Genomic DNA, 24,581 nt, shown 5'->3' with positions numbered 1-24,581 from the left:
TGGAGCCCGCCACGCTAAAACCCCAACCGAACTTGAGGTCAACCAGAGGATCGGCGGCGGCGGACGGCCCGGCGGACGAGAGGGCCCAGCACCAGGACGCCTGCCGCCGAACCGGCGAGAAACCTCCAGGGGCGCCGTGCCCGCGGCCGCTCGGGCGGGGGAACGGGTGCCAGCCCGTACTCTTCGTCCAAGATCTCGTGGAACCGGCGCGCTCGCCTGCTCCCAGCGGTCCCCATGCGGACCTGACGCGCCTCCTCCCAGAAGGCCCGGCCAGGACGCCCCGAGAACATCTCCCGCGAAATGGCGCGCAGCCGCTTCTCGGGAAGAGCCTTCGTCTCGAAGGACATCTGCCACTCGGAGAGGATCATGTTGATGTACATGAGCTGCCGCCTGGCCTTGCGGTCCGCATCCGCCGGAACCGGTCCCCATGCCTCGTCGAGGGCCGGGTCGTCCATGGCCATCTTGAGCAGCTCCGCTATGGCGATGCGCCTGGCCTCCTCCCGCGCGATCCTCGTGTCGTGCGCCTGGAAGATCAGGGTTGCCGCGATGCCGATCAGTGCGAGGGCGGCCAGGAGCGCCGATGCGGCGCCGTAGGTCTGACCGATGAAACTCAACCGTTCCCAGCGGGCCGTCGGGCCGCCGAAAGCGCGCAAGCCCCACGGTGAAGCTGCGATAAGGGCGATGACGACAAGCGTGAGCAGGCAAAGGGAGAACGTCTTCACCCTGCTTCGGCCCAAGCGAACGAACGGCATCTACGAACGATAGATCAGACAGCCGGTGCGGGTAGCGGGGCTACTTCCCGCTCGAAGAAGCGAAGCAAAGGCTCGCCTCTGCGGTACAGGCGGCCGATCTCGGACGCGGCGGTGCGGACCACGTCCGGCGTCCTGATGCGGCGGGCGCCGCACGGCGTCCAATCTGGCAGATAGCGGATCTCGTAGAGGACGCGCTCGCCAACGACGACGACTTCGGGCAACTGGCCCTGGCTTTCCAGGTCGGCGAGGTCGTCGGCGGAGAGGACGCGCAGTTCGAAGCCTTCTTCCGCCAGCATCCGCAGCGCGTGAAGCTCCCATTGGACGTAGGGGCTCAAGGGGCGCTCGACCACGCGAACCCGCCTGATCTTCAAGCCTTGCCGCCGATTTCTGTCGGCCTCGGTCCGGACGGCCTTGCGATCCTCTTCCAGCAGGTCGAGGGCGCGTCGCCAGTCGCCGGCACTGAACGCCTGCCAACTGGGATCGTCCAGCTCGCGGAAGACCTGGGAGCGTTCGAGCTTCCAGATGGTCCCGGACAGGTCTTCGCACTGGCGAGCGAAATCCCGATGGTAGGCCGCGTGGTCCAGCACGTCCCCCCGGAATCGGGCGATCCGATCAAGCATCGCGGATGTCCGGTTTGGCGGCCGAAAGCAGCCTTCCCGAAATGATCACGAGACGTTCGTCGGAGCCGATGCTCACACCCGGAGGCAGGCGGTCACGGTAGGCGCCGGTGGCGTCGCGGCCGATGACGGCGATGTCGCCGTTATCCAACTCCCAGATCTCAGGACAGTCCTGCGTCGTGCGGCTGTCGCCCACCTGGGCGGCCGTCTTCCCTAACCTCCGCTGGAACCCCGCGCCATGATCGGCTTCCCATGGCCTGGTCATGATGCCGCTCACTTCCAGTAGCCGGTATTTGAGCGAATTCTCTCACCGTCGCTCATGCGCGCCAAGTGTTGTCCCAAAGGTCCATTTAATGATCGGCGATACATACCGGGACATTGCGCGCCTCCTGACCTTCAGGGGAGAGCGGCCCCTCTGACTCTGCGGGCTTGGGGCGGACGGCGGCGCGCCTCCTGGCGGCCTGGTGTCGGCTCGCCTTCTGACGTGCGGAGACTGGATGCAGGTCATCAGACGGGGATGGGGTGAATCCTTTGCGCGGGGTCGTACCTCTCATAGGGGTGCCGGCCAGAGCGCCGGACATGGACTCGACCGGGAGGTTGTCATGATCGTTGGTGCCGTCGTGATCGGCGTGGCCGTGCTCGTGTGCGCGTGCAGTGTCACCGTCCTGCGCAGGCGGGGGCGTTCGCGTGGCTGAGGGGACCTGGCCCGGGGCGCGGCTGATCGCCGCCGCGCAGGGCGGTGATCTTGAGTCGATCGCCGCGCTGGTGTCCGGCTCGCACCCGCATGTGCGCAGGTTCGCCCGCACACTGTGCGCGTCGCCCGAGGACGCTGAAGACGCCGCACAGGAGGCGTTGATCATTCTGTATCGCAAGATCGGGACCCTGCGGGCCTCCGGCGCGCTGGCGTCGTGGATGTTCCGCATCGTCCGCAACGAGTGCCTGCGCCGGGCCCGGCTGGGACCGCGGCACTACGACGAGGTCCCGGACGTCAGCGTGGTCTCGGCCGAGGACGAGGTCCTGCGACGCCTGGAGGCGGGCCGGGTCGCGGCGGCGATCGCCGCTCTGCCCGCCGACCAGCGACGCGTCCTCATCATGCGAGACATCCAGGGCTACAGCGGGCGCATGGTCGCCGACGCGCTCGGTCTCAGCCTTCCCGCGATGAAGTCGCGGCTGCATCGCGCCCGCGCGTCGGTCCATCAGACGCTGCAAGGCGCACTCGACTCGGTTTCAGGAGAAGGCGATGACTGAGAAGCAGAGCTTTGCGAGCACGTCTCTTCCCCGGCACCTGGTACGCGGTGCGACGGGATTCGGGGCATTGATCGGAGCGTTCGCGCTGCTGCCGGTGCTCGGACCCGGCAGCCTCCTGCTCGCGCCGCTCGGCCTGCTCGCGCTGCGAGGGTGTCCGGCCTGCTGGGCGATCGGGTTGGTGCAGACCATCTCCATGGGCCGTTTGCAGCGCTCCTGCAAGGACGGCGTGTGTGAACTGACCGTCGCCCGACCTGCTCCCTCGCATGAGCGCGACGAAAGCCGACCCTGGGACTCCCTCACTGGCCGGTCGCGGGCATGAGTGCCCAGACGATCTTGCCCTCGCCGGTGGCGGACGGGCGGACGCCGGTGTCCTTGGCGTAGGCGGCGATGATCGCGAGGCCTCGGCCGCTCAGTGCGTCGAGGCCGGCATCGCAGAAGCGGGGAAGCTGGGGAGACGGGTCCCAGCACTCCAGCAGCGGCGCGCCCTCGTGGACGGCGATCCGGATCCTGAGCGCGTGCCCCTTGGCCGCCTCGACCGCATTCGTGACGATCTCACTCATCACGACCGCCGAGTCGTCGACCAGAGGTTGCTCGTAGCTCCAATTGACCAGCGCGTAACGGACGAGTTCCCGGGCGAGGCCGACCGAAGCCTCCTCTCCATGGATGGTCATCCGTATTTCGCCGGATTTGATCATGTGCACCGCGGGTGTTTGATCTTTCATGTCCGCCGTCCTTCTCTCGTGAAGTTCCCTCAGGATCAGCATTCGAGAGTTAATGTGCTGTGCATCGGGATGCAGCGGATACAAGGGAGGGCGAGTGAGTGTCCGGGAGACGATCGATCCGAACTCTTCGCTCTGGGCCTGGCTGGCCTTTGACCTGTGGTTTCACCGCACTCAGCGAGGCCTTTCGCTCGCGCAGATGGGGCCGGTCGTCAACGCGGCTCGCGGGACCGTATCCAATTGGGAGGCCGGTCGACTCAGGCCACAGAACGATCATATGAAAAGCCTGGACGAGGCTTGGAATACGGGTGGCCACTTCCAGCGGCTGCTTCACTATGCCCGGACCGGGCACGATCCTGATTGGTTGTGCGACGTGAAGTCGCACGTTTCGAGTGAATGCATGATTGGAGGCCGATGGAAAGTCGGAATGCATTCCAGGCTAGTGCCTGAGCCTGTCCCCGTCGTGACATGCGTGCTGGCTTCCTGAGTCAGTGGGTGTGAAGCTCACGGAAATCCCAAGGGGGCCGATTCCGTCTCGGTCCTACAGGTGGGGAAGGTCGAGTGCGGGGTGAACGCAAGTGAATCTTTGGTGATGCTCCGTTATAGGGACTCGCTGAGACGGGTGGGAAGGCAGCGTGACAGGGACGGGTCGTTGAGATGCGGCCGGCGGTGGGCAAGGAAACCACTTGCACCGCATGGGCACCGCTGTCCCCGGAGTAAAGAAGGCACCCAAGCTCGACCGCTTCTCGAACGTGCGGAACATGGAAACCCGGGTCAGGTCCAACGAGGTTGGTAGGCCGATCGTAAGAGGGGCATAATCCCTGGCCTGGACAGGATGCTCAAGAAGCCAATGCCGGTGGCCGAAAGGTGACAGGAAAGCGGACTGCGAAGCCAGCCCTCCGATGGACTGTCCGTATAACTGGCCGGATACGGGCCGATGCCCGGACGCGAAAGCGTGCTGACGTGAGCAGGTGGATCTTTGAAGGAAACTGTCTATGGCATCCGAACCGAGGGGCAAGTTGGACGCCGAAACGGCGAACGGACCTGAGGGCCTGCCGATCCCGGAACAGGGTCGTCTCGATCTGGATGAGAGTTCAGAGTGGGGGCGTATTGACTGGTCCGAACAGGAGAAGCAGGTACGCCGCCTACGACAGCGGATCTTCAAGGCGGTGCAGGAAGGGGACCTGGCGAAAGCCAGGAATCTACAGAAACTCATGCTGCGGTCGCAAGCGAACACTTTGGTGAGCGTGCGACAGGTGACGCAGCGGAACGCTGGACGGCGAACGGCGGGGGTCGATGGCGAGGTCGCTCTGACCCACCAGGCCAGAATGCGCATGGCGAAGCGAGTCCATCGCAGCAGGCAGGATTGGCGCCCCCGTCCGGTCCGGCGAGTGCACATTCCCAAGGCCGGTAACCCCGCGCGCATGCGTCCGCTCGGCATACCGGTGCTGATGGACCGCTGTCATCAAGCGCGAGTCCGGAATGCACTGGAGCCCGAGTGGGAGGCTCGGTTCGAGGCCAAGTCATACGGGTTTCGGCCGGGCCGAGGGTGCCATGACGCGATCGAGGCCATCTATGAGACGTGCAAAAGCAAGACCGCAGCACGGCTATGGGTGCTCGATGCGGATTTGGCTGCGGCATTCGACCGGATCGACCACGAAACGCTGATGGAGGCTATCGGCCTGTTTCCCGCTCGGGAGATGGTGCGTGAGTGGCTCCAGGCGGGAGTGTTCGAGGCGGGACGCGGGTTCGCTCCCACCGAGGAAGGAACTCCGCAGGGCGGGGTCATCAGCCCGCTACTGCTGAACGTCGCGTTACACGGTCTGGAAACGGTCGCTGGGGCCAGGTACAGAACTACCGGGCCCAAGGCAGGACGAAGTTATCCGGATTCTCCGGTAGTGGTCAGGTACGCGGACGACCTGGTGGTGCTCTGTCACACCCGCCATCAGGCCGTGCTGATCAAGGAGCGACTGGCGCGATGGCTGGGCGGTCGGGGCCTGTCCTTCAACGAGGATAAGACCCGCATTGTCCATGTGGCCGAGGGGTTTGACTTTCTCGGCTTCAACGTCCGCCGGTATGGCTCCAAACTCCTGATCAAGCCTAGTAAGGCGGCCGTACAGCGGATCAGGTCGAGACTCGCGTTTGAAATGCGTCGGCTGCGCGGCGCAAACGCGAAAGCAGTGATTGCCGCCCTGAACCCCGTGATCCGGGGGTGGGCGGCGTATTATCGACCGGTGGTGTCGTCGAAGGTTTTCGAAGATCTCGACACGCACGTGTGGAGACTCACCTACAAGTGGGCCACGCACAGCCATCAGAATAAGCCAAAGTCATGGATTATCCCCAGGTACTATGGCCAGTTCAACAAGTTCCGGAACGACAGGTGGGTGTTCGGGGATCTCGAGTCCGGCGCCTACTTGGTTATGTTTCGGTGGACGGAAATTAAACGGCACGTCATGGTTAAAGGATGGGCGTCTCCGGACGATCCTTTCCTGGCCGAGTACTGGGCTCACCGCCGCAGACGGAGTAAGCCGCCGCTCGATCGGTACACCATCAGGCTACTGGACGAACAGAACGCCATATGCCCGAGGTGCGGGGACTATCTGCTGACCGCAGAGCAGCCGCCGCAATCCCCACAACAGTGGGAAAGCTGGTGGCAGCAAGTTACCCGGCGAGCAATAGCGGCGAGCTATCTCCTGATCGTGGATGCCCCGGAATCCGGCCGCCATGGTGGCGCCAGGACCCGCTTAGTGCATACACACTGTCATCGAAGCTGGCTCTATAGCCAACGTCGAAGCAGAACGCAGCGTGACCCTGAACCGTCGCTTGGATCTGCTTGAGCCGTGTGCCGTGACGAATGGCACGCACGGTTCTGAGGGGGCGGGGACGCAGTAATGCGTCCCCGCTACCCGACCAAGCAGTACATACAGTATGAATCAGCCGCTGATGTGATCAAGGTTTATCACGGCCAATCGCTTCCGGTGCCGGTGCAGACCTACGAGTACGCGCGTTCTCTGCTGTTGGCCGGAGCGGGGGCGGAGAACATCGAGGGCGCCTTGGAGGTCCGGCTCAAGCGGCAGGAGATCCTCAACAGGGCCAGGCCGCCACGAGTGTGGATCTTGGCCGACGAGACGGTGCTCTGCCGTCGCGTCGGCAGCGTCGATGTCATGTGCGACCAGTTCCGTCGATTGCTGGAACTGGGGGAGCTGCCCAACATCACCATCCGCATCGTGCCGTTGTCCGCCGGGGCCCATCCGGGGTTAGACGGCCCGTTCCAGATCCTCACCGTCGGCTCCAGGGATATCGCATACGCGGGCGCGCAGATCGGCGGGCGGCTGATCGAGGCCGGTGACGAGGTCCGCACCCTCGGGGTACGGTTCGATGAGATCGGCGCCGAGGCACTGTCTCGGTCCGCTTCGAGGTCCCTGATAGAGCAGAAGCTGAAGGATCTGACTTGACGAAGTGGCGGAAGAGTTCGCACAGCGGCGGCGTCAACGATGAAGCCTGCGTCGAGCTGGCGAGATTGGGTCACAGCGTCGGCGTGCGGGATTCCAGGGACCCGGACGGCCCACATCTCGACCTCAGCTCCCAAGCCTTCGGTGGTCTGCTGGCGCGGATTCGGCGCGGGGACCTGGATCTTTAAGGGCGGCCGGTCAGGTGTGCCAGTGGCCGACTAGATCCGCGTAGGTTCGGCTGCGGGTCTGGAGGGTCTCGTGGGTTCCCAGCAGGGGGACGGGGCCGTCCAGTAGGAGGACCTGGTGGGCTCGCTCGGCCGAGGTCATGCGGTGGGCTATGACGATCAGGGTGCCGCCGCGGGTCGCGAGGGCCTCTTCGGCGCGGGCCTCGGTCGCGGGGTCCAGGTGGCTGGTGGCCTCGTCCAGGACGATGACTCTGGCCGGGGACAGGTAGGCGCGGGCCAGGGTGATGAGCTGGCGTTCGCCCTGGGAGAGGTCGCCGCCGCCGGGCGGGATGTCGGACTCGTAGCCGCCGAGGCGGTCGACGAGTTCCGAGAGCCCGACGGCGGCCGCGGCCTCCTCCAGGGCGGGGGCGGCGGCCTCGGGGTTGAGGTAGGTCAGGTTGTCGCGGAGGGTGCCCGCGAAGACGTAGCTCTCCTGAGGGATCAGCGCGATCGATGAGCGCAGGTGGGCGGGGTCCAGGTGGGGGAGGGGCACCTTGCCGAGTGTGATCTTGCCTTTCCGGGGTTCCAGGAGGCCGGCGAGCAGGTTCGCGAGGGTGGACTTCCCGGTGCCGCTGGGGCCGACGACGGCCAGGTGCGTGCCCTCGGGGACGTGGAGCGACAGGTCCTCGATGACGGGGGCGGCGCGCGGGGAGTAGGCGAAGGTGACGTGCTCGGCCTCGATGCCGGACGACTCGGCCGTCGCCGTGCCGGGCGGCGGCTCCTCCGGGACGGCGCAGACCTCGGCGAGGCGGCCCAGGACCACCGCGAGGCTGAGCAGGAGCGTGCCGCCCGCGTCGACCAGGACGGTGATGCCCGGCTGGAGGCCGGTCACCAGGTAGCCCGCGCCGCCTGCGATCTGCCCGGCGGTGAGCCCGTGGTGCGCGGTCAGGTAGGGCGACAGCACGAGCAGGGCGAGCAGGGGCAGGTGCACCCCGAGGGCCAGGACGGGCAGGCGGACCCAGCGGGTGCGCGCGTAGGCGCGCAGGGCCTCCGCCTGCGTGTCCACGACCTCGCCCACCGCGGCGGCGGCGCGGTCCTCGGCGGCGCAGGCGGCGACGTCCCGGACGCCGTGCACGACGGTGGCGGCGACCTCCCCGATGCGCTCGGCCTGCCGGATGACGGCCCGGTAGCGGCGGATCTGGAGGCTCACGAACGCCGCGTACACCCCCAGGGCGAGCGCCACCGAAAGGCAGATGACGAGGGCCAGCAAGGGGGACAGCAGGGCCAGGCCCACGAGCGCGGCGGCGCCCGCGGAGACCAGCTGGCGGACGTTGCGCAGCGCGGTCCCCACCAGGGCCCGGACGGCCTCCGCCTGCTCGGTGACCTGGGAGACGCTCGCGCCCGCGGCGTCCGGGGCCTGGTCGGCCATCCGGCGGAGCGCGGCGGCGACGACCTCGGTGACCAGCGAGTCGCGCAGCGGCTCGACGGTCGCGGCCAGCCACGGGTAGACCCGCCCGGTCGCGACCGCGCCGACGGCGTACAGGGCGGCGAGGACGGCGAGCCAGCCGAGGCCGGTCATGGTGCGGCCGGCGAGGAACCCGTGGTCGACCGCGCGGGCCAGGAGCAGGCCGGACGCGAACATCGGCAGGGACTCCACGACCGACCAGGCGGAGAGGCGGCGCATCGCGGGCCACTGGCCGCGCAGGTGGCGGTGCAGCAGGCGCGCGGCGGGCGGAGCCGTCATGAGGCCGCCCGGGTGGAGAACACCGCGCGGTAGGCGGGGTCGGCCCACAGTTCCGCGTGGGGGGCGAGTGCCCGGACGCGTCCGGCGTCCAGCCAGGCGACGAGGTCGGCGCGGGCGGCCGTGGCCGGGCGGCGCGCCACCACCAGGCTGGTCCGTCCGACCAGGATCTGCCGGAGCGCCTGGGTCACCTTCATCTCCGTGGCGGTGTCGAGGCTGCTGGTGGCGTCGTCGAGGAGGACGATCCGGGCGTCGGCGAGGGCGGCGCGGGCCAGGCCGAGCCGCTGCAGCTCGCCGCCGGACAGCGGGGCGCGGTCGAGCGGGGTGTCGTAGCCGCTCGGCAGGGCCCGGATGAAGGCGTCGGCGACGGCGTCGCGGGCGGCGCGGTGCACCTCGGCGCGCGTCGCGCCGGGGCGGGCGTAGGCGATCGTCTCGCGCACTGTCGCGCCGAGCAGCGCGGGGCGTTCGAAGGCGTAGGCGATGGCGCGGCGCAGCTCCGCGAGGGGGACGGCGGTGACGGGGACGCCGTCGAGTTCGACGACCCCCTCGTCCGGGTCGAGGAGCCGCCCGACGGTCGACATCAGCACGCTCTTCCCCGTCCCGGACGTGCCGACGACCGCGACGGTCGTCCCGGGCGGGACGTCGAGGTCGAGGCGGTCGAGGACGGCGCGGCCGCCGAGCCGGACGGTGACGCCGCGCAGCCGCAGCTCGCCGGGCCCGTCCGGCAGCCGCACCGGACGCGCGGGGGGCCGCACCGCCGGGACGGCCGACAGGATCTCGTCGATCCGCCCGGCGCCGACCTGGCAGTTGAGGAGCGCGACGACGGTGTCGAACACCGACGCCGAAGCGGCGGCCATGGCGGCGTAGGAGAGGGCGCCCACGAGCTGGCCGGTGGTGATCTCGCCGGCGGCCAGGCGGACGCCCGCGACGCCGACGACCAGGACCTGGGTGAGGGGGGCCAGCAGCGCGAGCCGCCGGCTGACCCGGCCCTGCACGGCCCACGTCTCCCGGCCCGCCCGGCCGAGGCCGGGAAGCGGCGCGAGGATGCGCCGCACCTCGGCGGCGGCGGTGCCGCTCGCCCGGATCGTCCGGATGCCCTGCCGGGCGTCGAGCAGCCGCGTCGCGATGGCCGCCTGGCACGCCTGGTAGCGGGCGAACGGGTCGGTGGCCCGGACGACGAACACCCGCAAGGCGACCAGCAGCGGCGGCACCCCGGCCGCGAACGCGGCGGCGAGCCACCAGTCGATCAGCGCCAGGCCGGCGAGCGCGCCGACGGTGGTGGCGAGCGTGGCGGCGGCCGACAGCAGCAGGACGGGGAACGCCGCCGGTCCCGACGCGGACTCGGTGAGCCGCGACAGCACGTCCCCCGCGGGGAAGCGGCGCCGCCCCTCCGGCCCGAGGGCCAGCACGTGCCCGAGCAGCCGGTGCCGGAGCCAGGCGGTGATGCCGCTGCCGCAGTAGGAGCCGAGCACGTCCTCGCCCGTGGTGGCGGCGGCCGCCGCGGCCAGGACGAGCGCCAGCCACGCGGCGGCGGCGCCGGCGTCCTGCTGGGCGCGGGCCGCGTCGACCGCCCGGGCCAGCATGACCGGCGTCGCCAGCGTCGCGGCGACGCGGACGGCCGTGAGCAGGACGAGCACGCCCATGGACGGCCGGAACCGGGCCATGGCGCCGCGCAGCAGCCGCCGGCCGTCGGCGCGCAGCGCCGCGGAGTCGCCCGAGGTGCCGGTGAGGGCCACGCGCCACGACTCCGTTCACGGTCGGGGGAAGTCTTCTACACTCGCAAGTGGGTCCGGTCACGGACCGGCTCATGGCCGGTCCGTGACCGGGGTTCGCGGGCCGGGGTTCTTCTCAGGGGTCCCGGGTACCGCATGGGATGCGCGGCATCAGGCGCAGGAGATGCCGATGCACACGGTGTTCAGCAGCGTGAGCAGACCGACGCAGTTGCAGGTACCGCCGAGCTGGATGCCGTCGATCTCCACGGGGTCGGTCTCGGGCAGCTCCTGCAGAGCGGCCACGAGGTCACCGTCGAACGTGTTCATGCGTTTCACCTCCTTTCGTTGTCGAGGGCCAAGGTCCGCCCCGCCGTGAGGCAGAAGCGGACCACCGCTTGCCGGAGGACCGGGGACCATGCCTGGACGACCCCGTTGTGGTCGTCGGCGGTCTCCAGGTAGTCGAAGTCGACTCCTTCGGTCCTGCCGAGTTCGAGGAGGCGCCGGCGCAGCGCCCTGGACTGCTCGACCGGGACGGCCTCGTCCCGGACGCCGTGCGCCACCAGCAGCGGCGCCGTCAGCGCCTCGCACGCCCGCAGCACGTCGCGTCGCGCGTCCTGCTCGCCGGGGACGCGGGAGAGGTTGAGCTGCGACACGCGGTCCCTGACGGCTCCGGTGGCGGTGCGGTACAGGCCGGACGCCGAGGTGAAGGGCGCGAGTGCGGCGCATCCCGACCACAGCTCCGGGGCGCGGCAGGCCGCGAGCAGTGCGAGGAACCCGCCGTAGCTGGCGCCGAGCACGACGGGGCGCGGCAGTGCGGTGTCGCGGCCGTGCGCGACCGCGTGCCCGAGGTGGACGACGTCCTCCAGGTCGGGGCCGCCCCAGTCGCCGAGGACGGGACGCAGGTGCTCGTCGCCGTAACCGGTGCTGCCCCGGTAGTTGGGGGCCACGACCGAGACGCCCGCGGCGGCCAGGTACTGGAAGAGCGGCTCGAACTCGTAGAGCCACGCCGACAGGGGGCCGCCGTGCAGGGCCAGCACCAGCCGGGTCCGGTCGCGCCAGCCGGGACCGCCGTAGACGATCGCCTCGACGGGCCCCGCCGGACCGGAGAGCTCGACGAGCTCGGCGTGCCGCCAGGCCGCCGCGCCGTCGGAGGGGTGCGCGGCCATGTCCCAGTCGGAGCGTGCGGGACCCCGGACCGTGGCGAGCGTCGGCGGCTGGTGCGGGGCCGAGAAGCGGACGTGGATCCGGCCGTCCCCGGCCCAGTGGGCGGGCGGCCAGAGCATGCCGGGCGGGCCCGGGAGGGGTGTGATCCGGTCGTTCCCGGTGGCGTAGACGGCAAGGCGCGCGGTGGCGCCGGCGATCTCGCGGACGAGCAGGTTCTCGCCCGCGGCGTCGAAGGCCAGCGGAGTCCGGTGAGCGGCCGACCGGTTGAGGGTCTCCGGGAACCGGACGGGGCCGCCGCCGGGGAGGCGGAGCCCGATCTGCGGCGCGCCCCGCTGCTGCGCGCCCGGCGCGGTGGTGGTCACCGCGAGGACGCCCGAGCGGGGGCTGTAGGCCGCGATCCGGTCGCTGGTGGTGTCGGAGACCGACCAGAAGGGCCGCCAGCCGCGCTCGCGCAGATCGACCAGGATGCCCTCCGTCCGGTGCCCGGCGCCGTCGTGGTCGAGGGCCAGGGTGCGGCCCTCGTCGGCCCAGACGCCTCCCGACAGCACGCCGGGGATTCGCATCACCGGCTCCAGGACGGGGGACGAGGGCGAGACCCGCCAGATCCGCGAGTGCCGTTCGTTCTCGACGACCACGAGCACCGCCGTCTGCGCCTGCCCCGGGGCGGCCAGCAGGAACCCGGCGAGCATGCGCGGCACCGGCCACGACCGGATGACCCTCAGCCCGGTGGGGGCCGGCTCGGCGGCGGCGAGGATTCCGTGGCCCGCGGGCTCCCCGTGCTCGCCGACAGCGGGCCGCACGACCAGGACGCGGCCGTCGTTCAGCGGCAGCGCCCCGCTGCGGCGGTCGATGGTCAGGTCGCCGGTCGCGTCCGGGAGGGCGGCGCCGTCCAGCGTCCGCAGGGACGGTCGCGGCCAGGTCAGGTCCCAGCGCTCCAGGACGACGCGGTCCTGCTCCGACCGCAGGCAGGTGGCCCAGCGGCCGTCGGCGGAGAAGGCGAAGCCGAACCGGCTCGGCATCGGCGGGAGGTCCGGAAGGGTCTCTGTCATGACGCCCGCCCGGCGATCGACGGTTCGGCGCCGGTGCCCCCGGCGGCGAGCGCGGTGGCCTCGTCGGCAGTCCACTGCCGCGGCGTGCCGTGCTGGAGGCGCACCAGGAAGCCGAGGAGGCCGCCCAGGCCGTCTCCCCACGAGGTCGAGACGCCGCCCTGCTCGTCGGGGAACACCACCGGCCCGTCGCGATGCGCCCGGTTGGCCAGGATGATCTGGGCCAGCCGCCACGCGTCGTCCCGGTACCGCTCGGTGCCGGTGAGCGCGGCCATGTCGAGAAGGAAGTCGCCGTTGCCGGCCAGGCCGTGGCACTGCCCCAGGATCGCGCGCCAGCGGTTGTCCATGACCGCGCGGGCGGACATCTCGGCGGCCCGCCGGAAGCGCCCGTCGCCGGTGGCCTGGCCGAGGCGGCCCAGGAAGCCGCCGATGCCGGCCGAGCCGTGGCACCAGTACGGCGCGGTGGCGATGTCCCCGGAGCTGGCCGCCCACATCGCCGAACGCCCGGTGTCGATCATGGTGTCGAGCAGCGTCTCCCCGACCCGGGCGGCGAGCGCCCGGTGGGCGTCGCCGCCGACCGACCCGGCGCAGGCGAGCAGGAAGGATCCGACCCCCGATATGCCGTGCGCGAACCCGTAGTAGCGCGCACCGGCGAGCTTGGATTCGATCGCGGCGGGCGTGCTCCAGTCGAGCCCGCCCTCCCGCTCCTCGGCGGCCTCGGCGAGGGCGTCGGCGGCGGAGAGGGCCCGCTCGGCGAACCGCCCCTGCCCGGTGCGGGACCACAGGTGCAGGGCCGCGAACCCGAGGCCCGCCGTCCCGTGCGTCACGTCCGGGCTGGGGACCGCCTCCGGAAGCCGGTCGGCGACGGCGAGCGCGCCCTCCACCAGGCCGGCGTCGTCCAGGGCCAGGCCGGCGTCGAGCACCGCCCACGCGGCGCCCGCAGTGCCGAAGTACAGCCCGGGGGGACGGTCGCCGTCCCGGTCGAGCCGCCGCAGGATCCAGTGCCCCGCTTCGGCGATGGCCGGGGCCAGGCGCGGCTCGGCCTCGACCTCGAAACACCGGGTCAGGGCGCCGAGGGTCCCCGCGGCGCCGTGCTGAAGGCTGCAGGGGTCGGGAGCGCCGTGGACGCACGAGGCGGGCCAGAGCGTCTCGGCCGACTCCGGGTCCATCGTGGCGATCAGCTGGTCGACGATCCCGGCGACGGACAGCCGGCACTGCCGCTCCAGGGACGGGGTGCGGGCGGCCCGCGACGCGCCTCCCTCCCGCTCCACCGCACCGTCCCCCGTCTCGCGGTTCCCCGCCGCGGCGGCCGGGCTCATCCGTGCCAGCGCCTCCCGTGCCCGGTGCGGGGTCCAGCGGTGGCCGGGCTCGTCGGCCATCAGGCCGAGCAGCAGCGGCGCCAGCGAACCGGGCAGGTCGAGGTCCAGGGTGCGGGCGGCCAGCCATTCCGCCAGGCGCTCGCTCAGCGGCCTGGCCGCGGTGCTCTCGTCCAGGAGGTAGGGCGGCCCGCCGGTGAGGACGTGGCACAGCGTCGCGCCGAGGGCGAAGTAGTCCGCTGTCCGGTCCGGTGCGGCGCCGGACATCTGCTCCGGCGCGCTGTAGCCGGGGGTGCCCACCCGCATCCCCTCCCGCTCGGTGTCGTCGGCGGTGAGGGCCAGCTCCAGGTCGATCATCACGGGGGTGCCGTCCGGGCGCACCATGATGTTGCTCGGGTTGAAGTCGCGCACGATGAGCCCGGCCTCGTGCGCCTTCGCCATCAGATCGGCCAGGCGTCCGCCCATCTCCAGGACGGGGGGCACGTGCGGGCCCCACCCGGCGTCGCCGATCACGTCCGCGATCCACTGCCGCAGGGAGGTGCCCGGGATCATCTCCTCCGCCAGGAAGAGGTGGCCGGCCTGGGCGAAGAGCGCCACCGGGCGCGGGGCGATGCCCAGGGTCTCGACCGCCTCCAGCACGCGGGCCTCCGTCCGCAGCCGGTCGCGGGTGTCGCGCCCCTTCGCGTCGACGTCGACGTGCGGGCGGCCCTCCTTGATGACGATCGCCTCGCCGGTCTCGGTGTCCGTCGCCCGGTACACGCCGCCCTTGTTGGTGTGGCGGATCGCCTCGTGGACGCTGAACCGCGACCCGATCCGGACGCTTTTCCGGTTCCCGGCGCCATTCTGAGTGACGCTCTTTTGAGTGCTCTCAGCCCTATCGGCCGCGTCTGTCTCGTTCTGCCCTTCCGCTGGCGGAACGTCCTGAGGGAATGGGCAGACGGCCCAGGGGGGCGGCGTGTACGTCGCGCCGCGGCGGTCTTCTACGGGTTTGCCGTCCGGGTCGAGAATCATCCACGCGTAGAATCCGTCGTTGGTGATTCTGCGCACCTCGACGAATGCTCCGTAGCGGTAATGCACGAGGCTTCCCGGCCCGTAGGGGCGGTCGGACAGAATGCGCGGCCCGGGCAGGCCCGCGGTCGCCACGTGCAGTTCCGCCGCGAGGCGGACGGCCTCGTCGTCGTCGACCGGGTAGACGGTGATGAACTTCCCGGAATGGCCGCGCGAGGTGTTGCGCGCGTTCATGGCCGCGACATGGTCGCGGGTGGCGGCGAACTTGAACGTGGAACGGCCCGCGAGCAGCACGGGCAGCGCGCGGGCGAGCACGTCCTGGGCCGAGGCCGGCGTCGCGGAGACGTGCAGCTTCCATCCCTGCTGGGGACACTCGCCGTTCTCGGGGCGGACGTGGGCCCACATCCCGCTGCGCAGCGCCTTCCAGCGGAGCGGGCCGGCCGTCGCGCCGAGCGCCCGGTCGAGAACGTCGAGCAGGCGGGTGTCGTCGCTCTCCGCGGCGGTCGCCCCGGACAAGACACTGAAATGGAAGTCCGCCATCCCGGCTAGCCCTCTCCCTTTTCCGCCCCTGACCACCCGGGCCTCCCGGGCGGAGATATTGATCGTTTTTGTCTTTTGGGGTCAAAAGTCAAAGAACGATCGGATGTTGCTTTCCTTGAGCAAGGACACGGTAACCACGAATCCCCAGGAAACGCCAGTCAATCTCTTTAGTCGGATCTATTCGCGGCCGGTAGAAAAGTCTTACCTGGCGGGGGATGGACGCGTCGTCCCTGTGCGGAGAGTGACAATGATCGCCGCTCGTCACTCCGCAATCTGGGGAAATGTCGAGTTTGTCGTCACTGGAAAACATGATCGCTTTGCCCATTGAGTCAAGGGCGCGGTTTCGTGCGCGTCATGTCCGATGGCTGCCACATCATCCGGTGGCGGCCCGCCGCCCGGGTGTGCTAATGCCCCGTCGCACACGAAAGAGCGGGCGTTCTTCCCGTACGGCCCGCGCTTCTCAGGCGCCGGCGGCCGCGTCGACGGCGTCGGGGGACAGGATGCGGTCCAGAACCATGGCGGCGCAGCCGGTCAGGCCCGCGCTCTCGCCGAGGCGGCTCGGTTCGATGCGCAGGTCGCGGGTCGCCAGCACCGTGGCGCGCTGGTAGACGATCTCGCGCACGCCCGCGATCAGGGGTTCGTCCGCGCCCGCCAGGTCGCCGCCGAGGACGACGACCGCGGGGTTGAGGAGGTTGACCGCGGTGGCGACGACCTCGCCGATGCGGCGGCCGGCGTCGCGGAGCAGGGCGACGGTCGCGGGGTCGCCGGCCCGGGCCAGTGCCGCCAGGGCGGGCAGGTCCTCGGCGGGGGAGCGGGCCAGCAGGGCGGTGCCGCCGGCGACCGCCTCGACGCAGTTCACGTTGCCGCAGCGGCACGGGGCCTCGCCGGGGGCGGGCACGGGGATGTGGCCGATCTCCCCGGCCGCGCCGAGGGCGCCGCGCTGGATCCGGCCGCCCGCGATGATGCCCGCGCCGATCCCGGTCGAGACCTTCACGAACAGCATGTCGCCGACCCCGGGGTGGGCCTGGTGCTCGCCGAGGGCGGCGGCGTTGACCTCGTTGTCGAGGTAGGCGGGGACGCCGAAGCGCTCGGCGATGGGGGCGCCGATCTCCACCGCGTCCCAGCTCCCGGCCACGTGCTCGACGGCGTCGGGGACTCCGAGCCCGACGCCGCGGATGCTCGACGGGTCGGCGCCGGACTCGGCGAGGAGGGAGTCCCACTGCTCGAACAGCCGCGGGAGCGTCTTGCCCGGGCTCACCTCCGCCGGGGGCCCGTCGGCGCGGGCCAGGGTCGCCCCGGCGAGGTCGCAGACGGCGAGCTGGCCGCGGGACTGGCCGAGGTTGGCGAGCAGGACGGCGCCGCCCGCCGCGTTGAACTCCAGCCGGGCCGGGGGGCGCCCGCCCGTGGACGGCCCGTCGGCGCGCTCGACCACCAGGCCGCGCCGGATCAGGGCCGCGACGCGGGACGCCACGGCGGGCCGGGACAGCCCGGTGATGCGGCCGAGCTCGGCGCGGGTGGCCACGCCGTCCTCGCGGATCAGGCGCAGCATGTCGCCGCCGGTGGCCGGGCGGGTGACGGGGCGGGGCATCCGGCCAGTCAAGCACCCGGGGCTTTCGTACGTCCAGTTCGACGAACATCCAAACTTTTGTCATCCAAAGTTCATAAGTACGGTTGAACAGGTGACCGATGTCTCGCTAGTTTGGTGTCTCTGCGATCCCCCTGGTCTTGGAGCATCTGATGGCTTTGCATCCCGTGCTGGCGGCAGTGACCCGGCGCGTCGTCGAGCGGAGCGCCGGACCCCGCGGCGCGTACCTGAAGCGGATCGGGGAGGCCCGGTCGCAGGGCCCGGTGCGCGGCGGGATGGGGTGCGCGAACCTCGCGCACGGCTTCGCCGCCTGCGGCGTCCAGGACAAGCTGTGGCTGCGCGGCGACGCCACGCCGAACATCGCGATCGTGTCGGCGTACAACGACATGCTGTCCGCGCACCAGCCGCTCCACGAGTACCCCGACCTCCTGAAGTCCGCGATCCGCGCGGGGGGCGGCACGGCGCAGTTCGCCGGGGGCGTCCCCGCCATGTGCGACGGCATCACGCAGGGCCGGGCGGGCATGGAGCTGTCGCTGTTCAGCCGGGACGTGGTGGCGATGGCGACGGCCGTGGCGCTGTCGCACGACATGTTCGACGGCGCGCTGCTGCTCGGCGTGTGCGACAAGATCGTGCCGGGGCTGGTGATCGGGGCCCTGTCGTTCGGGCACCTGCCGGCGATCCTCGTGCCCGCCGGGCCGATGGCCTCCGGGCTGCCGAACGGCGAGAAGGCCAAGGTCCGCAAGCGGTACGCGGCCGGGGAGATCGGGCGCGAGCAGCTGCTCGCCGCCGAGGCCGCGTCCTACCACTCGCCCGGCACCTGCACCTTCTACGGGACGGCCAACTCCAACCAGCTGCTCATGGAGGTCATGGGGCTGCACCTGCCGGGCGCCAGCTTCGTCCCGCCGGGCACGAAGCTGCGCGACGGCCTCACCGAGGCCGCGGGCAGGCGCGTCCTCAAGCTCACCGACCTGGGCGACGGCTACACCCCGATCGGGGAGCTGCTCGACGAGCGCGCGTTCGTCAACGGCGTCGTCGCGCTGCTCGCGACGGGCGGCTCGACCAACCACACGCTGCACCTGGTGGCCATGGCCGCCGCCGCGGGCATCGAGCTGACCTGGGACGACTTCGACGAGCTGTCCAAGGTCACGCCGCTGCTCACCCGCTTGTACCCGAACGGGACCGCCGATGTGAACCACTTCCACGCGGCGGGCGGCACCGCGTTCCTCATCGGCGAGCTGATCGACGCCGGGCTCCTGCACGAGGACGCGCGGACGGTCGGCGGCGACACCCTCGCGGCCTACCGGAACGTCCCGGAGCTCGTCGGCGGCAAAGTCGAGTGGCGGGAGGGGCCCGGGGTGTCCGGCGACACCGACGTCCTGCGCCCGGCCGCCGAGCCGTTCGACACGCACGGCGGCCTGCACACCGTGCGCGGCAATCTCGGGCGGGCGGTCGTCAAGGTGTCGGCGGTCAGGCCGGAGCACCGGACGATCGAGGCCCCCGCCCGGGTCTTCGACTCGCAGGAGGCGCTCCAGGAGGCGTTCGCCGCCGGGGAGCTGGACCGGGACGTGGTGGCGGTCGTCCGCAATCAGGGGCCGCGCGCGAACGGGATGCCGGAGCTGCACCGGCTCACCCCGCCGCTGTCGGTGCTCCAGGACCGGGGCTACCGCGTCGCGCTGGTGACCGACGGCCGCATGTCGGGCGCCTCCGGGGCGGTGCCCGCCGCGATCCACGTGTCGCCGGAGGCCGCGGCCGGCGGGCCGCTCGCCCGCGTCCGCGACGGCGACGTGGTCCGGCTCGACGCCGACGCCGGCGTGCTGAAGGTGCTCGTTCCGGACGAGGAGTTCGCCGCCCGCGAGCCCGCCCAGGGGCCGCCCGACCAGACCTTCGGCACGGGGCGGGAGCTGTTCCAGGCGTTCCGCCACGTCGTGGGCCCGGCCGAACGGGGTGCGGGGGTCTTCTCTTCATGAGCGGAGCGGAACGGGGGGAGCGGGGGGTCGTCCCCCCTCGGGAGACACTGAGCGGAGCGGAACGGGGGGAGTGGGGGGTCGTCCCCCCTCGGGAGACACTGAGCGGAGCGGAACGGGGGGAGCGGGGGGTCGTCCCCCTGCCGGAGGACATGAGAAGCGCTGAGTGGCTGGTCGCGGACGTGGGCGGGACCAATGCCCGGTTCGCGCTGGTCGACGGCCCGGACGGCGCGCTGTCGGAGGTCAGGGCGCTGCCGACCCGCGACTACCCGGGGCTGGCGGAGGCGGCGGCCGCCTACCTCGACGCGGTCGGCGCGCGCCCGGTGGCGGCGTGCCTGGCCGTGGCGGGCCCCGTCATGAATGGCACGTTCCATCTGACCAACGCCGGCTGGCCCAAGGGCGACCCGGAGGCGGTGCGGGCCCATCTCGGCCTGGCGCATCTTGACGTCATCAACGACTTCGAGGCGCTCGCCCTGGCCCTGCCGCACCTCGCCGGCGACGACCTCGTGCCCATCGGGCGCGGCCATGCGGACCCCGGCGCGCCGCTCGCGGTGGTCGGGCCCGGCACGGGCCTCGGCGTCGCCGGGCTCGTCCGGACGCCGTCGGGCTTCGTGCCGCTGCCCGGCGAGGGCGGCCACGTCGACGTCCCGGCCGCGACCGACCGCGAGCTGGTGGTGGCGCGGCTGCTGCGCGCCGAGAAGGGCGCGGCCTCCGCCGAGTACCTGCTGTCGGGGGCGGGCCTGGCCCGCATCCGCCGGTACCTCGCCGCGATCGACGGCCGGCCCGCGCTGGACCTGACCCCGCGGCAGATCAGCGAGGACCGCGACGACCCCCTGAGCCGCGAGGCCGTGGAGATGTTCTGCGCGCTGCTCGGGTCGCACGCGGGCAACGTCGCCCTCACGCTCGGCGCGCGGGGCGGCGTCTATCTCGGCGGCGGGATCCTGCCGCGGATCGCGGACGTGCTGCGGGGCAGCGCGTTCCGGGCCCGCTTCGAGGGGAAGCCTCCCGTCGAGGACTACATGCGCGCCATCCCGACCTCACTCATCGTCCATCCCGGCCCGGCCCTCGTCGGCGCCGCCGCCCGGCTCGCGCAGAGCCTGCCCGACCTGGAGCCCGCATGATCGCCGAAGACCTGTTCGACCTCGCGCCCGTCATCCCCGTGGTGGTGCTGGACGACGCCGAGGCCGCCGTCCCGCTGGCCCGCGCCCTGGTGGAGGGCGGCCTCCCGGTGATCGAGGTGACGCTGCGCACCCCGTCCGCGCTGGCCGCGATCGCGCGGATCGCCGCAGAGGTCCCGGACGCCGTGGTGGGCGCGGGGACCGTCGTGCGCCCCGAGGACGCCGAGCGCTCGGCGGCCGCCGGGGCGAGGTTCCTCGTCAGCCCCGGCTGCACGTCCCGCCTCCAGGCGGCGATGGTCGCGACGGGCCTGCCGTTCCTGCCGGGCGTCGCGACCGCCTCCGAGGCGATCGCCCTCCTGGAGGGCGGGATCACGGCGATGAAGTTCTTCCCGGCCGAGGCGGCGGGCGGCGCCGCCTACCTGAAGGCGCTCGGCGGGCCGCTGCCGCAGATCAGGTTCTGCCCGACGGGCGGGATCGGCCTGGGCAACGCCGCCGAGTACCTCGCGCTCGGCAACGTCGGCTGCGTCGGCGGTTCCTGGCTCACCCCCGCGGACGCCGTCCGCGAGGGCGACTGGGACCGCGTCCGCAAGCTCGCCTCCGAGGCGGCGGCGCTCCGCACGGGGTGACGCCGGGGCGCGGTGATGTCACATCCCGGGAAGGCGCTCCCGTCTCCCGGGTATGGACACCACATCGACGCTTGAGAAGCTGAGGAAGCAGCGCACCGTCCTGCTGACGAGCTACCGCAGGGACGGGACGCCGGTCGGGACGCCCGTGAACGTCGTCGTGCGCGGCGACCGCGTCTACTTCCGCACCTACGACAAGGCGTTCAAGGCCAGGCGGCTGGCGCGCAACCCGGAGGTGGAGCTCGCGCCGAGCACCTTCCGGGGCCGGGTGACCGGCCCGGAGGCCCGCGGCCGCGTCCGCCTGCTCACCGAGCAGGAGGCGCGGCCGATCCGCCGGATGCTCGCCCGCAAGCACCCGCTCCTGCAGGGGCTCGCGGTGCCGCTGGCGCACAAGCTGAAGGGCTACCGGACGCTGCACTACGAGCTCACCCTCCACGGGGGCTGACCGCGCGGTGCGGCATGGGCCCGCGGTGAGCGGCCCGGCCTTCACCGTCCCCGGATCAGGGGCCGGGGACGTGGCGGCGGGCCCGGCGGATCCCGAACGCCAGCAGGACCGCGCGCACGACCCAGACGGCCAGCGCGATCTGCAGGACGACGAGGAACCCGGTGCCGGGACCGGCCGTGAAGGCGAGCACCAGGAACGCCGCGAACAGGAGCGGGAAGACCGGGAAGACCGGCCCGTGCCGGTGGCGGTGGGCCATGTGCCGGTGGTGAGGGACCATCTGCCGGTGACGGTCCTGCACGGGCTCGGGCAGCCCGGTCGGGGACGGCAGGTCCCGGACGAGGGCGCGCAGGTCACCGCGCGTCCTGGCGGCCAGGACCGACTCCAGCCGCTCGTCGAGCTCGATCCGGTCGAGCCTTCCCTCGGCGAAGTGGTCGTGCAGGGCGACCATGACGGCGTCGCGCTCGGCGTCGCCGACGCGGATCTCGTCGTGCGAAACCATGATCACTCCTCGGTGTCGCGGGCCGTCGGCCCCGGGCCGTCCGGGTCGTCGGCCAGGATGCGGTACAGGCCGCGGCGGGCCTCCGACAGGACGTCCCGTGCCTGGGCGACCTGCTCGGGCGAGCCGGAATGGACGATCTGCATCACCGCGGCCCCGGTCTGCGCGGCCTGCTTGAACAGCTCCGGGACGCCCTCGCCGAACTCGGGCGTCATCTCCGCCCACGGCTCGGCCAGGCGCTCGGCGTTCTCCTCCACGTGGGCGCGGCCCTCGCCGGTGAGGTGGAAGGTCCGGCGGCCGCCGGACTCGTCGCCCGCGATCAGCCCCTCGTCCGCGAGCTGCTGCAGCGCCGGGTAGACCGCGCCGGGGCTCGGCTTCCAGGCCCCGTCGCTGCGCTCGTTGATCTCCTGGATGATCTGGTAGCCGTTGCGCGGCTCCTCGGCCAGCAGGACGAGGATCGCCGCCCTGACGTTGCCCTTGCGGGCCTTGGCGCCCCGGCCCCACGGACCGCCGCGCCCCCGCGCCCACGGCGGCCGCGGACCGGGTCCGTGGCCGAATCCGCCGGGCGGGCCCCAGGGCCCCGGCCCGCCGCCGAACAGGGCGCCGAAGTTCGGGAAGTCGCCGCGGGCCCAGGGTCCGCGGCCGTGCGTGTGCCCCATGTTCTGCACCACCTTCTGAGAGCTCTCTATGACCTCTCGCGATACGACAACGATATATCGAAGACGTACGGTTCGGCCAGATGGTTCCCGATTCCGGATCCCTCCGCGAGCCGGGCGAGGCGACAAACCGGGCATAGTCTCCGAATGCGGTCAAGGCCGTCTGATCGCGCGCGTCCGTGGGTACCACCGTGGGCGAGGGGGACGATGGGCACACAAGAAGCGGTCGCCGCGCAGGACACGGTCTTCACCCCGGGCGCCACGGGCACGAGGCTCCGCGCCAGGAACGAGCTCTTGCTCGGCCTGGCGCTGTTCGCGCTCTACTCCGTGGTGACGATGCTGCCCGAGCAGGCGAGGGAGGCGGCGGCCCGCGGGCACGGGGAGTCGCTGTACGCGCTGGAGCGCGCCCTGCACCTCGACGTGGAGCCCGTCCTCAACGGCTGGCTGGCGAACCAGCCCGTCCTGCGGGTCCTGGCCAACTACGAGTACGCCATCACCTATGTCGCCAGCGCGCTCGCCCTGCTGGTCTGGCTGTTCCTGCGCCACCCCGAGCGCTACCGCACGGCCCGCAACGCCTTCGTCATGCTCAACCTGGCCGGCCTGGCGTGCTTCGCGCTGTACCCCGTCATGCCGCCCCGGCTGATGCCCGCCGACCTCGGCTTCGTCGACACCGTCACCAACGGCCGCACATGGGGGTCCTGGGGGTCCCCGCTGGTGAAGCACGCCGACGAGTTCGCCGCCGTCCCGTCCCTGCACATGGCCTGGACGCTGTGGGTCGGCGTCGAACTCGCGCGCGTGAAGGCCAAGCGCTGGGTGCAGGGGCTGAACACCGTGCACATCCTGGTCACCCTCTACGTCATCCTGGCGACCGCGAACCACTACCTTCTCGACGCCCTGGCCGCCGTGCCGTTCGTCGTCGTGCCGGTCTACCTCGCCGAGCGCTTCGCGAAGCCGTCCGCGCCGCGCGTCCAGGGGCCGGACGCGTTCTTCCTCGCGGTCGAGACGCCCGAGGCGCCGCAGCATCCCGGCGGCGTCATCATGCTCGACACCTCGCGGGGGGACGTCGGCCGCGCCGACCTGGTCCGGGTGATCGAGGAGCGCCTCGACGGGCTGCCCCGTTTCCGGCAGCGGCTCGTCCACCGGGGCCGCTGGCGCCGCCCCGTCTGGCGCGACCTCGACCGGGTCGACTGGGAGTGGCACGTCACCGAGAAGCGGGTCGAGGGGATGGCCGGGCTGCGCGCCGAGGTGGCCAGGCTCCAGTCCGAGGCCCTGCCGCTGGACCGGCCGCCCTGGCGGATGGTCGTGCTGACGGGCGCCGAGCCCGGCCGTACGGCGGTCGTCTACATGATGCACCACGTGGTCGCCGACGGCGTCGGCATCGTGGCGCAGGCCGTCTACCTGATGGAGCCGCCGCCCGAGCCGGTCGCCGGGCCTCCCCGGGCGCCGCTGCGCAAGGCGGTGGCCACCGTGGTCGGGCTCGGGCAGCTCGCCACCGCCGTCGGCAGGCCGGAGCCGCTGCCCGCCTCCGGGACGTGCGAGCGCCGGTTCGGCACCATGGTCCTCCCGCTCGGCACGGTCCGGGACGTGGCGCGCCGCCACGGCGCCCGCGTCACCGACGTCGTGCTGTGCGCGGTCGCGGGGGCCCTGAACCGGAGCGTCAGCGAGGAGGACGGCCGGCCCGGCACGTGTCGCGTCGCGGTCCCGCTGATGATGCGGCCGCCGGGCAGCGCGATGGTGGGCAACCACACCACCGCGGTGATGGTCGACCTGCCGATCGGGAAGATGGCCGAGCCCGACCGGCTCGCACTGATCGCCAGGCGCAGCCGGGTGCTGCGGTCCGGGACGCGGGCGCAGGCGGCGTGGTTCGTGATGTGGCAGGCCGGACGGCTGATGCCGCCCCCGCTGCACGCCCGCTTCGCGCGCATGTCCTACAGCGGCCGGTTCCTCCAGGGCACCGTGTCGAGCCTTCCGGGGCCCGACCGGCTCCTGCGGCTGTGCGGCGCCCCGCTCACCGCCGTCTACCCGATCGTCCCGCTCGCCCCCGGCACGCCCCTCGCGATCGCCGGGCTGGGCGTCCACCGCGACCTGTGCTTCGGCCTCTCCGTCGACCCCGGTCTGGCGGACGACGCCGACGCGCTGATGGACGCCGTCCGCGACGTCTTCGAGGAGCTGCGGAAAGACCCGGTGTGACCGGACGCCCCGTGCTGGGACGGGC

The 24,581-nt window shown here is 71.9% G+C and carries 22 protein-coding genes; 10 read left to right on the top strand and 12 right to left on the bottom strand.

The window, feature by feature from the left end:
• Window positions 1–38 precede the first annotated feature (38 nt).
• Genes BKA00_RS16210 through BKA00_RS16200 form a run of 3 tightly spaced genes read right to left on the bottom strand, consistent with a single transcriptional unit; the run spans window position 39 to window position 1,634 of the window.
• Complete coding sequence (locus BKA00_RS16210) at window positions 39–752, bottom strand: DUF6082 family protein (protein ID WP_185025929.1); 714 nt, start codon at window positions 750–752, stop codon at window positions 39–41.
• A gap of 14 nt (window positions 753–766) precedes the next feature.
• The gene (locus BKA00_RS16205; protein WP_185025927.1) at window positions 767–1,372 is read right to left on the bottom strand and encodes a DUF6879 family protein; all 606 of its coding nucleotides are present in this window, start codon (window positions 1,370–1,372) and stop codon (window positions 767–769) included.
• A complete protein-coding gene (locus BKA00_RS16200) occupies window positions 1,365–1,634 on the bottom strand; it encodes a hypothetical protein (RefSeq protein WP_185034306.1) in 270 nt (89 codons plus the stop codon). The genes BKA00_RS16205 and BKA00_RS16200 overlap by 8 nt, the downstream gene beginning before the upstream one ends.
• A gap of 422 nt (window positions 1,635–2,056) precedes the next feature.
• Here BKA00_RS16200 and BKA00_RS16195 point away from each other — a divergent pair, with 422 nt between their 5' ends.
• Window positions 2,057–2,617 carry an RNA polymerase sigma factor gene (locus BKA00_RS16195; protein ID WP_185025925.1) on the top strand — a complete coding sequence of 187 codons (561 nt, stop codon included), beginning with the start codon at window positions 2,057–2,059 and terminating at the stop codon, window positions 2,615–2,617.
• On the top strand, window positions 2,610–2,936 hold the full coding sequence (locus tag BKA00_RS16190; RefSeq protein ID WP_185025923.1) for a hypothetical protein: 327 nt from the start codon (window positions 2,610–2,612) through the stop codon (window positions 2,934–2,936). Before BKA00_RS16195 ends, BKA00_RS16190 begins: the two co-directional genes overlap by 8 nt.
• Here BKA00_RS16190 and BKA00_RS16185 read toward each other — a convergent pair.
• The gene (locus BKA00_RS16185; protein WP_185025921.1) at window positions 2,914–3,381 is read right to left on the bottom strand and encodes an ATP-binding protein; all 468 of its coding nucleotides are present in this window, start codon (window positions 3,379–3,381) and stop codon (window positions 2,914–2,916) included. The genes BKA00_RS16190 and BKA00_RS16185 overlap by 23 nt on opposite strands.
• 950 nt (window positions 3,382–4,331) lie before the next feature.
• Here BKA00_RS16185 and ltrA point away from each other — a divergent pair.
• Genes ltrA through BKA00_RS16170 form a run of 3 tightly spaced genes read left to right on the top strand, consistent with a single transcriptional unit; the run spans window position 4,332 to window position 6,976 of the window.
• Entirely contained in the window at window positions 4,332–6,173 is a 1,842-nt protein-coding gene (gene ltrA / locus BKA00_RS16180) for a group II intron reverse transcriptase/maturase (RefSeq protein WP_185025919.1), read from the top strand.
• 54 nt (window positions 6,174–6,227) lie between these two features.
• Window positions 6,228–6,791, top strand: coding sequence for a DUF5753 domain-containing protein (locus BKA00_RS16175; protein WP_185025917.1), 564 nt, complete (start codon window positions 6,228–6,230; stop codon window positions 6,789–6,791).
• Complete coding sequence (locus BKA00_RS16170; protein WP_185025915.1) at window positions 6,788–6,976, top strand: DUF397 domain-containing protein; 189 nt, start codon at window positions 6,788–6,790, stop codon at window positions 6,974–6,976. The genes BKA00_RS16175 and BKA00_RS16170 overlap by 4 nt, the downstream gene beginning before the upstream one ends.
• Before the next feature lie 10 nt (window positions 6,977–6,986).
• On the opposite strand, the gene BKA00_RS16165 is transcribed toward BKA00_RS16170, so the two are convergent.
• The 6 genes from BKA00_RS16165 to BKA00_RS16140 form a co-directional block, all read right to left on the bottom strand.
• Window positions 6,987–8,696 (bottom strand): ATP-binding cassette domain-containing protein, encoded by a 1,710-nt coding sequence (locus tag BKA00_RS16165; RefSeq protein WP_185025913.1) that lies wholly within the window; start codon window positions 8,694–8,696, stop codon window positions 6,987–6,989.
• Window positions 8,693–10,429 carry an ABC transporter ATP-binding protein gene (locus BKA00_RS16160; RefSeq protein ID WP_185025911.1) on the bottom strand — a complete coding sequence of 579 codons (1,737 nt, stop codon included), beginning with the start codon at window positions 10,427–10,429 and terminating at the stop codon, window positions 8,693–8,695. The genes BKA00_RS16165 and BKA00_RS16160 overlap by 4 nt, the downstream gene beginning before the upstream one ends.
• A 147-nt stretch (window positions 10,430–10,576) precedes the next feature.
• Complete coding sequence (locus BKA00_RS16155; protein ID WP_179278939.1) at window positions 10,577–10,732, bottom strand: VenA family class IV lanthipeptide; 156 nt, start codon at window positions 10,730–10,732, stop codon at window positions 10,577–10,579.
• A gap of 5 nt (window positions 10,733–10,737) precedes the next feature.
• Window positions 10,738–12,618, bottom strand: coding sequence for an alpha/beta hydrolase family protein (locus tag BKA00_RS16150; protein ID WP_185025909.1), 1,881 nt, complete (start codon window positions 12,616–12,618; stop codon window positions 10,738–10,740).
• Window positions 12,615–15,455, bottom strand: coding sequence for a class IV lanthionine synthetase LanL (gene lanL / locus BKA00_RS16145; RefSeq protein WP_221493176.1), 2,841 nt, complete (start codon window positions 15,453–15,455; stop codon window positions 12,615–12,617). The genes BKA00_RS16150 and lanL overlap by 4 nt, the downstream gene beginning before the upstream one ends.
• 484 nt (window positions 15,456–15,939) lie before the next feature.
• Window positions 15,940–17,067: an ROK family transcriptional regulator gene (locus BKA00_RS16140; protein ID WP_185025905.1), complete on the bottom strand. Its 1,128-nt coding sequence runs from the start codon at window positions 17,065–17,067 to the stop codon at window positions 15,940–15,942.
• Between the two features lie 149 nt (window positions 17,068–17,216).
• Here BKA00_RS16140 and edd point away from each other — a divergent pair, with 149 nt between their 5' ends.
• The 4 genes from edd (at window position 17,217) to BKA00_RS16120 (ending at window position 21,214) form a co-directional block, all read left to right on the top strand.
• Window positions 17,217–19,031, top strand: a complete 1,815-nt coding sequence (gene edd / locus BKA00_RS16135) for a phosphogluconate dehydratase (protein WP_185025903.1) — start codon at window positions 17,217–17,219, stop codon at window positions 19,029–19,031.
• Window positions 19,032–19,180: 149 nt separating this feature from the next.
• On the top strand, window positions 19,181–20,149 hold the full coding sequence (glk, locus tag BKA00_RS16130; protein WP_185025901.1) for a glucokinase: 969 nt from the start codon (window positions 19,181–19,183) through the stop codon (window positions 20,147–20,149).
• On the top strand, window positions 20,146–20,772 hold the full coding sequence (eda, locus tag BKA00_RS16125; protein ID WP_185025899.1) for a bifunctional 4-hydroxy-2-oxoglutarate aldolase/2-dehydro-3-deoxy-phosphogluconate aldolase: 627 nt from the start codon (window positions 20,146–20,148) through the stop codon (window positions 20,770–20,772). The genes glk and eda overlap by 4 nt, the downstream gene beginning before the upstream one ends.
• 52 nt (window positions 20,773–20,824) lie before the next feature.
• Complete coding sequence (locus BKA00_RS16120; RefSeq protein ID WP_185025898.1) at window positions 20,825–21,214, top strand: PPOX class F420-dependent oxidoreductase; 390 nt, start codon at window positions 20,825–20,827, stop codon at window positions 21,212–21,214.
• A gap of 55 nt (window positions 21,215–21,269) precedes the next feature.
• Here the strand turns inward: BKA00_RS16120 and BKA00_RS16115 are convergent, their stop codons facing one another.
• Both BKA00_RS16115 and BKA00_RS16110 read right to left on the bottom strand, forming a co-directional pair.
• Window positions 21,270–21,713, bottom strand: a complete 444-nt coding sequence (locus BKA00_RS16115; protein WP_185025896.1) for a DUF1707 SHOCT-like domain-containing protein — start codon at window positions 21,711–21,713, stop codon at window positions 21,270–21,272.
• Between the two features lie 2 nt (window positions 21,714–21,715).
• Complete coding sequence (locus BKA00_RS16110) at window positions 21,716–22,369, bottom strand: PadR family transcriptional regulator (RefSeq protein WP_185025894.1); 654 nt, start codon at window positions 22,367–22,369, stop codon at window positions 21,716–21,718.
• Window positions 22,370–22,573: 204 nt separating this feature from the next.
• Between BKA00_RS16110 and BKA00_RS16105 the strand changes: the two genes are divergently transcribed.
• Window positions 22,574–24,556 (top strand): bifunctional phosphatase PAP2/O-acyltransferase family protein, encoded by a 1,983-nt coding sequence (locus BKA00_RS16105; protein ID WP_185025891.1) that lies wholly within the window; start codon window positions 22,574–22,576, stop codon window positions 24,554–24,556.
• The last annotated feature ends 25 nt before the right edge of the window (window positions 24,557–24,581 follow it).

It is taken from the genome of Actinomadura coerulea (assembly GCF_014208105.1).
Taxonomy (GTDB): domain Bacteria; phylum Actinomycetota; class Actinomycetes; order Streptosporangiales; family Streptosporangiaceae; genus Spirillospora; species Spirillospora coerulea.
This window is presented reverse-complemented; position numbering and strand designations above follow the sequence as displayed.

Coding starts and splice junctions, on each gene's coding strand:
- BKA00_RS16150 (WP_185025909.1), bottom strand. CDS start 12,618: ATGACAGAGACCCTTCCGGACCTCCCGCCGATGCCGAGCCGGTTCGGC.
- BKA00_RS16140 (WP_185025905.1), bottom strand. CDS start 17,067: ATGCCCCGCCCCGTCACCCGCCCGGCCACCGGCGGCGACATGCTGCGC.
- BKA00_RS16155 (WP_179278939.1), bottom strand. CDS start 10,732: ATGAACACGTTCGACGGTGACCTCGTGGCCGCTCTGCAGGAGCTGCCC.
- BKA00_RS16190 (WP_185025923.1), top strand. CDS start 2,610: ATGACTGAGAAGCAGAGCTTTGCGAGCACGTCTCTTCCCCGGCACCTG.
- BKA00_RS16110 (WP_185025894.1), bottom strand. CDS start 22,369: ATGGGGCACACGCACGGCCGCGGACCCTGGGCCCGCGGCGACTTCCCG.
- BKA00_RS16165 (WP_185025913.1), bottom strand. CDS start 8,696: ATGACGGCTCCGCCCGCCGCGCGCCTGCTGCACCGCCACCTGCGCGGC.
- BKA00_RS16185 (WP_185025921.1), bottom strand. CDS start 3,381: ATGCTGATCCTGAGGGAACTTCACGAGAGAAGGACGGCGGACATGAAA.
- glk (WP_185025901.1), top strand. CDS start 19,181: ATGAGAAGCGCTGAGTGGCTGGTCGCGGACGTGGGCGGGACCAATGCC.
- BKA00_RS16175 (WP_185025917.1), top strand. CDS start 6,228: ATGCGTCCCCGCTACCCGACCAAGCAGTACATACAGTATGAATCAGCC.
- eda (WP_185025899.1), top strand. CDS start 20,146: ATGATCGCCGAAGACCTGTTCGACCTCGCGCCCGTCATCCCCGTGGTG.
- BKA00_RS16210 (WP_185025929.1), bottom strand. CDS start 752: ATGCCGTTCGTTCGCTTGGGCCGAAGCAGGGTGAAGACGTTCTCCCTT.
- BKA00_RS16105 (WP_185025891.1), top strand. CDS start 22,574: ATGGGCACACAAGAAGCGGTCGCCGCGCAGGACACGGTCTTCACCCCG.
- BKA00_RS16120 (WP_185025898.1), top strand. CDS start 20,825: ATGGACACCACATCGACGCTTGAGAAGCTGAGGAAGCAGCGCACCGTC.
- BKA00_RS16115 (WP_185025896.1), bottom strand. CDS start 21,713: ATGGTTTCGCACGACGAGATCCGCGTCGGCGACGCCGAGCGCGACGCC.
- BKA00_RS16205 (WP_185025927.1), bottom strand. CDS start 1,372: ATGCTTGATCGGATCGCCCGATTCCGGGGGGACGTGCTGGACCACGCG.
- ltrA (WP_185025919.1), top strand. CDS start 4,332: ATGGCATCCGAACCGAGGGGCAAGTTGGACGCCGAAACGGCGAACGGA.
- BKA00_RS16200 (WP_185034306.1), bottom strand. CDS start 1,634: ATGACCAGGCCATGGGAAGCCGATCATGGCGCGGGGTTCCAGCGGAGG.
- edd (WP_185025903.1), top strand. CDS start 17,217: ATGGCTTTGCATCCCGTGCTGGCGGCAGTGACCCGGCGCGTCGTCGAG.